The following is an 8,057-nucleotide window of genomic DNA, read 5'->3' as shown; positions in this document are numbered from 1 at the left end:
GGACACTGACGGTGTCCCGCCCCGAGGTCGCTTAACCGACTGCTAGTGTTGATTGGTACGCGCCCTGAGAGAGGTCATTCGTGGATTACCGCACTATTCGACTAACCGCCATCGGCGACGAGCTCCTGGCCGGACACGGGGACCCGCGGGCCTTGGGCTGGTACGGCCGGGTGCTGGCACGCACCTCGAACGCCGATGTCCGCATCGAGAGCTACACCCTTGCAGCCCCGGGCGAAGGTTCCGAGGCCCTGAGCACCCGCTGGTTCGACGAGGCATCGCGCCGTTTCGGCGACAACGTCGACAACCGCCTGGTCATCGCGCTCTCGGACCGGGATCTGGATCTGGGCCTTTCCACCGCCCGCTCCCGGCTGAACCTGGCCAACATCCTGGACTCCGCCTCGCAGATGAGCATCAAGGCCCTGGTCGTGGGCCCGGCCCCCGGACTGGATCCCGAGCGCAATGCCCGCCTCGCCGAGCTTTCCCACGTGTATGCGGATGTGGCCACGCGCCGCAAGCACCACTTCGTTGACACCTTCACCCCGCTGCAGAACCATGCGCAGTGGCGCAACGACCTGTCGGTGAACGGCGGGTTGCCGGGACAGGCGGGCTACGGGCTGATGGCCTGGCTGGTGCTGCACCGCGGCTGGTACACCTGGTTGGGGTTGCCGGAGCCCGGCGCCAGCTGACATTTTCCCGACGCGGACCCCATCTATTGGGTCCGGCTTCGCGGGTGTGGCAGACTGGACGAAGTCCAACTTGGGACCAAGATCACAAAGGAGTCCTCACATGAGCAAGCGTTCACGTAAGCGTAAGGATCGCAAGCGCGGCGGCGCCAACCACGGCAAGCGCCCCAACACCTAAGATCGCTGCCGCGTCGGCACTGGTGTTGCACCGGGCCGGCCCCGCATGGGTTAACAGCAAAAGGGCCGGAGCCCGGAACCGTCGCAAAGACGGTGTACCGGGGTCCGGCCCTTTTGGCGTGTGTCGGCCGCGCTCGAGGGTGCCTAGACGTGGCCGGATTCCACGCGGATCTCCGAAATCCGTGTGATGATCTTTGACTTCAACGTGTCGGGCGCGAGTTCCTGGCAGCTGCGGCGCACGACGGAGCGGATGATGCACTCCAGGTCGTATTCCTCGGTGCATTCGGCGCAATGCTCCAGGTGTGCCTTGACCTCAGTGAGATCCTTCAGCGACAGCGCACCGTCAAGGTACTCGTAGAGGCGGACGATGCGATTGTCGTCGCAGTCGCCCAGCGAATGGCAGTCACCCATTATTTCTTCTCCGCTCCGGGCGTGGGTGCCCCTTGGGTCTTTTGTGCTGGACCGATCCCGCGTTCGTGCGCGTAGTCGGCGAGCAATTCTCTTAATTGTTTTCGTCCCCGGTGCAACCGCGACATCACCGTGCCGATCGGTACACCGAGAATCTCCGCGGCATCCTTGTAGGGGAAACCCTCGACGTCCACGAAGTACACCGCCAACCGGAACTCCTCGGCAATCGACTGCAACGCGTTCTTCACGTCCGAGTCCGGCAGGTGGTCAAGGGCCTCGACCTCGGCCGAACGCAGCCCCGCGGGCGTGTGTTCCGCGGCCTTGGCCATTTGCCAGTCCTCGACGGTGTCGGTCCCGGTGCGCAGCGGTTCGCGTTGGCGCTTGCGGTAGAGGTTGATGTAGGTGTTGGTCAGGATCCGGTACAGCCAGGCCTTCAGGTTGGTCCCGGGCTTGTACTGGTGGAAGGCCGAATATGCCTTGGTGTAGGCCTCCTGGACCAGGTCCTCGGCATCGGCGGGGTTGCGCGCCATGCGCATCGCCGCCGAGTAGAGCTGGTCGACATATTGCAACGCGTCGCGTTCGAAGCGCTCGCGCCGTTGTGCTTCGGTCTCGTTGGCTACCGGTACAGTGTCGGTGCCCTGTATATGTTCGGTCATCACGGCCAAGTCTACGCGTAGCCGTGGTTCGCTCGGGGCCGGGGATTCCGCCAGCAGTACTCCCATAAGTCCTCCGCCTCTTGCCATGGTTGATTCGCTTGCCGATGGCGGCACACTCCGCATTCCGCAGTGGAGTCCGCGCACCATATAGGGGGTAACACGCAAGCGCGCGACTCTATTCCACCTCCGGTGCCCGGCTGCGGCTAGAATTGGGGCCACGGGGGCAGCGTTTCCCGGCGCACGGCCCACCGCCGCGCACCTTTTGCGGATGCCAGCCCCCGATTCGCAGGAGTTTCCCGCACACGGCAGGAATCCACCACCGGCGGCAACGGCGCCGCCACCGACCACGTCCCACATTCCCTACTTCCCCCAAATCACCGCCGCGCGCCAAGACCCGCGGCACCCCCTTGAGACCCGGAGGCAGCCGTTGAGCACCCAAGAAACCCTGGACACCACGTGGGACGCCCCGCACCCCGCACACCCCGTTGACGGCACCGTCATCGTCCCGGCGTCCAAGTCGTTGACCAACAGGTACTTGCTGCTCGCCGCCCTGGCCGACGGCCCCTCCCGCATTTCCAACGCGCTGGCCTCCCGCGACTCGGACCTCATGATCGGCGCCCTGCGTGCCCTGGGCACCGGCATCGAAACGATCGACTCCGCCGACGGCACCCTGGAACTGCGCATCACCCCCATGGACCTCGATGCCGAGATGGGCCAGGTCGACATCGACTGCGGCCTGGCCGGGACCGTCATGCGCTTCGTCCCCCCGCTGGCCGCGCTGGCCCGCGGCTCCTTCACCTTTGACGGCGACCCGCATGCGCGCCTACGCCCCATGGCCCCGGTGCTGGGCGGACTTGCCGACCTGGGGGTGAACGTCACCGAGCAGGGGGCACCGGGCCTGCTTCCCGCCACCATCACCGGTACCGGCGCCCTGGCCGGCGGCCGCATCGTGGTCGACGCCTCGGCCTCCTCCCAGTTCATCAGCGCCCTGATGCTCTTCGCCGCCCGGACCGTGCACGGCGTGGAGATCGTCGCCGCCGAGGGCCGCATCGCCAGCCCTGACCACATCGAGATGACAGTGCAGACCCTGCGCGAGCTCGGCGTCGTCATCACCCGCCCCACCGAGCGCAGCTGGAAGATCGAGCCCGGGAAGATCAGCGCCTTCGAGCGCACCATGGAGCCGGATCTTTCCAACGCCGGACCGTTCCTGGCCGCGGCCATGGTCACCGGCGGCACCGTGCGCATTCCGCATTGGCCAAGCACCACCACGCAGGTCGGCGACCAATGGCGCACCATCCTCACCCGCATGGGGGCCCGAATCACGCACCTGGACAACGGCACCCTCGAGCTCACCGGGCCGAAGGAGATCTCCGGCATCGACTACGCCGATGCCTCCGAACTGGCCCCGACGCTCGCGGCGATCTGCGCGCTGGCGACAGGCGAATCCCGGCTGACCGGCATCGCGCACCTGCGCGGGCACGAGACCGACAGGCTCGCCGCGCTCGTCACCGAAATCAACAACCTCGGCGGCAGGGTCACCGAGCTGGAGGACGGGCTGTTGATCGAACCCGCCCCGCTGCACGGCGGAAACTTCGAGACCTATGCCGACCACCGCATGGCCACAGCAGGGGCCATCATCGGCCTGGCAGTGCCCGGGGTGAAGGTCGTGGACATCGCCACCACCGCCAAGACCATGCCGGATTTCCCCACACTATGGACGACGCTGGCCACCAGCGGAAAGGCCACACACTAAGCACATGGCACGCAACACCGAGGACTGGGAAGACTTCACCGTCCGCACCCGCCCCAACAAAAAGGGCACCCGCCCCCGTACCAAGGACCGCCCCGCCTACGAGGATGCCCTCATCGGGCGGATCATCACCGTTGACCGCGGCCGCTACCGCGCCATCCTCGATGAGGACACCAACGATGAGCGGATAGTGATTGCCGCCCGCGCGCGCGAATTGCGCCGCAATCCCGTGGTGCCCGGGGACTTCGTGGCGCTGGTGGGCGACACCTCCGGCGAGCCCGACACCCTGGCGCGGCTGGTGCGCATCGAAGACCGCACCACCCTGCTGCGCCGCAGCGCCGACGACACCGACCCGGTCGAACGCGTCGTGGTGGCCAACGTGGACCAGCTGGTGATCGTGGTGGCAGCCGCCAACCCGGAGCCGCGCACCGGCTTCATCGACCGGGCCATCGTCGCCGCCTTCGACGCGGGCATCAGCCCGCTGCTGTGCATCACCAAGGCCGATGTCCGGGATCCCGAGCCGTTCCTGGAAAACTACCGGCACCTGGATATCGACATCATCGTCTCGCGCACCACCGACGAGTCCGCCACCGGCATCGACGCGCGGTCCGCCGACGGGCTTTCGGCCCGGCTGGCCGGCACCCCCGTGGAGGCCCTGCGCGAGCACCTGGCTTCGAAGGTCTCGGTGGTCATCGGGCACTCAGGCGTGGGCAAGTCCACCCTGGTCAATGCGCTCACCGGCGCCCAGCGGGCCACCGGCAACGTCAACGCCGTCACAGGCCGCGGCCGGCACACCTCATCCTCCGCCCTGGCGCTGCGCATCGACGACGCCCCGGCCGGAAGCTGGATCATCGACACCCCCGGCATCCGCTCCTTCGGGCTCGCCCTGGTGGACCCGGAGAACATCCTCAACGCCTTCGACGACCTGGTCCCGATCGCCAACGCCTGCGCCCGCGGCTGCACCCACAAGGCCACCGAGCCACAGTGCGCGCTCGATGCCTGGGTCGCCGCCGGGGAGGCAGGCCCGGTGGGCATCGCCCGACTCGATTCCTACCGACGGTTGCTGGGACAGGACGAAACCGCCGAGGCCAAGGAACTGGGCACCGCCTAGCAACGACGGCCGGATCGTGGGTCAACTCACACCGCAGGAAAGGTTCGGCACGATTTGGCACCGCCGTCCCGACATCTTGCAGTCCTGCCGCCGCCGCGTGGGATAGGTTTGAGGGTATGAAAACCGATGTCATGACCTACAACGATGACCTGCGCCTGGCCCACGTCATTGCCGACTCGGTCGACGCCCTGACCCTCTCGCGCTTCCACGCCGTGGACCTGGTGGTGGAGACCAAGCCGGATTTGACCCCGGTCTCGGATGCCGACAAGGCGGCCGAGGAAGCCATCCGGTCCCACATCTCCCGGGCACGGCCGCGCGACGCCATCACCGGCGAGGAATTCGGCACCACCGGCAAGTCCACCCGGCACTGGGTCATCGACCCGATCGACGGAACCAAGAACTTCATCCGCGGCGTCCCGGTGTGGGCCACCCTGATCGCCCTGATCGATGACGGGGAACCCGTCGTCGGGCTGGTCTCCGCCCCGGCGCTGAACCGCCGCTGGTGGGCCGCGAAGGACATGGGCGCCTACACCGGCCGCTCCATGGCCAGCGCCCGCAAGCTTCAGGTCTCTTCGGTGGCCAAGCTCGAGGATGCCTCGCTGTCGTACTCCTCGCTTTCGGGCTGGAAGGAACGCGGGCAGCGGGAAAACTTCCTCCAGCTCACCGATTCGCTGTGGCGTACCCGGGCCTACGGGGACTTCTGGTCCTATTGCATGGTGGCCGAGGGCGCCGTCGACCTGGCCTGCGAGCCCGAACTGAACCTCTACGACATGGCGGCCCTGGTGCCGATCGTGCGCGAGGCCGGCGGGCGCTTCACCTCCGTGGAAGGCATAGACGGCTGCAACGGCGGAAACGCCGTGGCCAGCAACGGCCTGGTCCACGACGCCGCACTGGAAATCCTGAACCTGGGCCGCTGATGCTCCGCGCACCGTTGACCTCCAGCGAGGAAAACTACCTCAAGGCGCTGTACGCGCTGACCGAGTGGGAAGACGACCCGGTCACCACCGGCAACATCGCCGCGCAGCTGGGCGTGGCCCCCGCCTCGGCCACCGCCATGGTGTCCAAGCTCGCCGGCAAGGACCTGTTGGTCCACCCGCGCTACGGAGCCATCACATTCACCAAGGCCGGGAGGCTGGCGGCGTTGAATGTGGTGCGCCGCCACCGCCTGATCGAGACCTTCCTGCTCGACGAGCTCGGCTACGGCTGGGACGAGGTCCACGAGGAGGCAGAGCTGCTGGAGCACACCGTTTCGACCCGCTTCATCGAAGCCCTGGCCGCGCGCCTGGGGCACCCGGCGGCGGACCCGCACGGCGACCCGATCCCCGGCCCCGACGGCGCCCTGGCGATGCCCCCGGCAATCAGGCTTGACCGCTTTGCGGCCAACGGCTCCCCCACCCGGGCGATCGTGTCCCGGATCAGCGACGAGGACCCGGTGCTGCTGCGCCTGTGCACGGACCTGGGCATCTCCCCGGGCAGCACCATCACCCTGCCCCACCCGGACCTCAGCACCATCGACTCGACTATGCTCTGGGTGCTTCCCGTGCCCAGGGGCGTATAGCCACCGAAGACACGGCACCTGACTTGGGCGCACCGAACAATCCTGCGGGCAGCGGCATCCCGGCATCTCCCAAGGCACCGCCACGTGTCACAGGCCGGACCCTGGCGGCGGTGGCCGCGGGCGGTTTCTGCGGTGCCGCGCTGCGCGTGGGACTCGGTCTCTGGTTCCCTGACGCTCCCGGATTCCCGGCCACCACCCTGGCCATCAATGTCACCGGCACCGCAGCCTTGGCGGCGTTGACCGGCTACTGGCAGATCACCCACCGTGCCCCAAGCTGGCTGCGCGCGGGAATCGGAACCGGGTTCCTCGGCGCCTTCACCACCTTTTCGGCGCTGATCCTCTTCGCCGTGGGCGCCACCCCGGCCGCGGCCGTGCTGGATCTGGTGCTCTCGGTGCTGCTTTGCGCGGCCGCCGCCTGGGCCTCAATGTCATGGGTTGAGCGCGCCTTGGCAGTCAGCGGAGAATCTGCGCCTTCCGATCGGGAACTCCCCCGTGTCGGGGATCCGGGCGCTGGAGGGAACCCATGAGCCAGCTGGGCCTAGGCGGGTTCCTGGTCATTGCCTTGGCGGGTGCCGTCGGGGCCCTGGGACGCTACCTTCTGGACGTCTACGTCTCGGCCGGCCAACATCGGCGTGCGCAATCGGGCACCCGGGTCTTCCCGCTGGGCATCCTGGCCGCAAACACCGTGGCATGTTTCCTGGTTGGTGCCGCGGCGGCTTGGGCGGGGAACCACGGGATTGGCTGGGCCGCGGGTTCGCTCTCCGGCGTCCCGGGTCTGCTGGTGCTTGCCTTGGTATTGGGCATCGGCGGCGGGTTGAGCACCATGAGCACGTTCGTGGTGGCCGCGGTGTCGTTGTGGCGCTCGGGAGCGCGCGCGATGGCCGCCACCTACCTCGGCCTCACGCTCGGCGCCGGGCTGGCCGCGGGCTTGCTCGGCGGCCTCCTGGCCACGCTGCTGTCGTGAGCATCCCGGCGAACCGCTGCCAGTCACGCCCCGGCATTCCTGCCCGGGCACGCACTTCCTAGCGAGCGGCGCGGCGGCCGGTGGCCGCCTTCCGGCTTTCCACGTGTTGGCCACTGACTGCGACCGTCAGCGCTAGGCTGATTGCCGTCAACACACCCATGCACAAGGCCAGCACCGATTGTCCGGCAATTGCGAGCAATCCGGATCCGGCGGCAAAGAGCAGGTGGGCCACAACCGCGTGGTAGGGCTGTGGCAATCGCAAGTTTGCCTTGGGCGACATGAAAAGGACCCAGAAGACCAATACCGGTAGAACGCCGATGATGACAGCCACGACGGGGCTGAAGGGCAGCATGGTCATGGCCCAAATGCCCAGTGCGCCCAACAAGGCAACTTCAAGGATGAATGAAACGATCATCAGCGCCATGATGGTGCCGCCGGTTGCTCCGGCCCGTTGGTGGACGGAAGCGGCGCCGGGATCCGCCGACATTTCGGCGGGCTCCGATGACGCGACAGGTTCAGCCGGAGTCTCGGCCACGGCCTCAGAATTCGAGCCATCACCCTCGGCGTCCAGCTCGAGCTCGAGCTTCGCATGGTCCCCGGTGTCCGCTGATTCGTTCAGCGCGGCATCGTCGGTGATCGGTTTGGCTGCTTCCGGCCCAGCCGCAGCTGCCGGATTTGCTGGCGTCGAAACCGAGCCGGCTGCCTTGGCGGGCTCCGCTTTGTCTGCCGCTTCCGCGTTCGCATCCCGGG

At 67.6% G+C, this 8,057-nt stretch carries 11 protein-coding genes; 8 read left to right on the top strand and 3 right to left on the bottom strand.

What is annotated here, in order from left to right:
- The first annotated feature begins 80 nt into the window (after positions 1 to 80).
- A complete protein-coding gene (locus ACLQ7E_RS07975) occupies positions 81 to 686 on the top strand; it encodes a GDSL-type esterase/lipase family protein (protein WP_411732042.1) in 606 nt (201 codons plus the stop codon).
- A gap of 100 nt (positions 687 to 786) precedes the next feature.
- Positions 787 to 861, top strand: coding sequence for a 50S ribosomal protein bL37 (locus tag ACLQ7E_RS07970; RefSeq protein ID WP_372342882.1), 75 nt, complete (start codon positions 787 to 789; stop codon positions 859 to 861).
- A gap of 143 nt (positions 862 to 1,004) precedes the next feature.
- Here the strand turns inward: ACLQ7E_RS07970 and rsrA are convergent, their stop codons facing one another.
- Positions 1,005 to 1,271: a mycothiol system anti-sigma-R factor gene (gene rsrA, locus ACLQ7E_RS07965; RefSeq protein ID WP_411732041.1), complete on the bottom strand. Its 267-nt coding sequence runs from the start codon at positions 1,269 to 1,271 to the stop codon at positions 1,005 to 1,007.
- Complete coding sequence (locus tag ACLQ7E_RS07960; RefSeq protein WP_411732040.1) at positions 1,271 to 1,924, bottom strand: sigma-70 family RNA polymerase sigma factor; 654 nt, start codon at positions 1,922 to 1,924, stop codon at positions 1,271 to 1,273. Before ACLQ7E_RS07960 ends, rsrA begins: the two co-directional genes overlap by 1 nt.
- Positions 1,925 to 2,351: 427 nt before the next feature.
- On the opposite strand from ACLQ7E_RS07960, the gene aroA reads away from it, so the two are divergent.
- The 6 genes from aroA to ACLQ7E_RS07930 all read left to right on the top strand — a co-directional run bounded on the left by aroA (position 2,352) and on the right by ACLQ7E_RS07930 (position 7,307).
- On the top strand, positions 2,352 to 3,677 hold the full coding sequence (gene aroA / locus ACLQ7E_RS07955) for a 3-phosphoshikimate 1-carboxyvinyltransferase (protein ID WP_411732039.1): 1,326 nt from the start codon (positions 2,352 to 2,354) through the stop codon (positions 3,675 to 3,677).
- A 4-nt stretch (positions 3,678 to 3,681) separates the two neighbouring features.
- Complete coding sequence (gene rsgA / locus ACLQ7E_RS07950) at positions 3,682 to 4,785, top strand: ribosome small subunit-dependent GTPase A (RefSeq protein WP_411732038.1); 1,104 nt, start codon at positions 3,682 to 3,684, stop codon at positions 4,783 to 4,785.
- Positions 4,786 to 4,901: 116 nt separating this feature from the next.
- Entirely contained in the window at positions 4,902 to 5,702 is an 801-nt protein-coding gene (gene hisN, locus ACLQ7E_RS07945) for a histidinol-phosphatase (protein WP_411732037.1), read from the top strand.
- A complete protein-coding gene (locus tag ACLQ7E_RS07940; RefSeq protein WP_411732036.1) occupies positions 5,702 to 6,343 on the top strand; it encodes a metal-dependent transcriptional regulator in 642 nt (213 codons plus the stop codon). Before hisN ends, ACLQ7E_RS07940 begins: the two co-directional genes overlap by 1 nt.
- 23 nt (positions 6,344 to 6,366) lie before the next feature.
- Positions 6,367 to 6,870, top strand: coding sequence for a fluoride efflux transporter FluC (locus ACLQ7E_RS07935; RefSeq protein WP_411732035.1), 504 nt, complete (start codon positions 6,367 to 6,369; stop codon positions 6,868 to 6,870).
- Positions 6,867 to 7,307 carry a fluoride efflux transporter FluC gene (locus ACLQ7E_RS07930; RefSeq protein ID WP_411732034.1) on the top strand — a complete coding sequence of 147 codons (441 nt, stop codon included), beginning with the start codon at positions 6,867 to 6,869 and terminating at the stop codon, positions 7,305 to 7,307. The genes ACLQ7E_RS07935 and ACLQ7E_RS07930 overlap by 4 nt, the downstream gene beginning before the upstream one ends.
- 58 nt (positions 7,308 to 7,365) lie before the next feature.
- Here the strand turns inward: ACLQ7E_RS07930 and ACLQ7E_RS07925 are convergent.
- A partial coding sequence (locus ACLQ7E_RS07925; RefSeq protein ID WP_411732033.1) for a YrdB family protein occupies positions 7,366 to 8,057 on the bottom strand: 692 nt, incomplete at its 5' end.

Origin of the sequence: Paeniglutamicibacter sp. (genome assembly GCF_046714615.1) — a bacterium.
Lineage (GTDB): Bacteria > Actinomycetota > Actinomycetes > Actinomycetales > Micrococcaceae > Paeniglutamicibacter.
Note: the sequence above shows the minus strand (reverse complement) of the source record. Positions and strands in the feature narration are given on the sequence as shown.

Excerpts from the sequence above, each read along its gene's own strand:
- ACLQ7E_RS07930 (WP_411732034.1), top strand. The coding sequence starts at position 6,867 with ATGAGCCAGCTGGGCCTAGGCGGGTTCCTGGTCATTGCCTTGGCGGGT.
- ACLQ7E_RS07940 (WP_411732036.1), top strand. The coding sequence starts at position 5,702 with ATGCTCCGCGCACCGTTGACCTCCAGCGAGGAAAACTACCTCAAGGCG.
- hisN (WP_411732037.1), top strand. The coding sequence starts at position 4,902 with ATGAAAACCGATGTCATGACCTACAACGATGACCTGCGCCTGGCCCAC.
- ACLQ7E_RS07960 (WP_411732040.1), bottom strand. The coding sequence starts at position 1,924 with ATGACCGAACATATACAGGGCACCGACACTGTACCGGTAGCCAACGAG.
- rsrA (WP_411732041.1), bottom strand. The coding sequence starts at position 1,271 with ATGGGTGACTGCCATTCGCTGGGCGACTGCGACGACAATCGCATCGTC.
- rsgA (WP_411732038.1), top strand. The coding sequence starts at position 3,682 with ATGGCACGCAACACCGAGGACTGGGAAGACTTCACCGTCCGCACCCGC.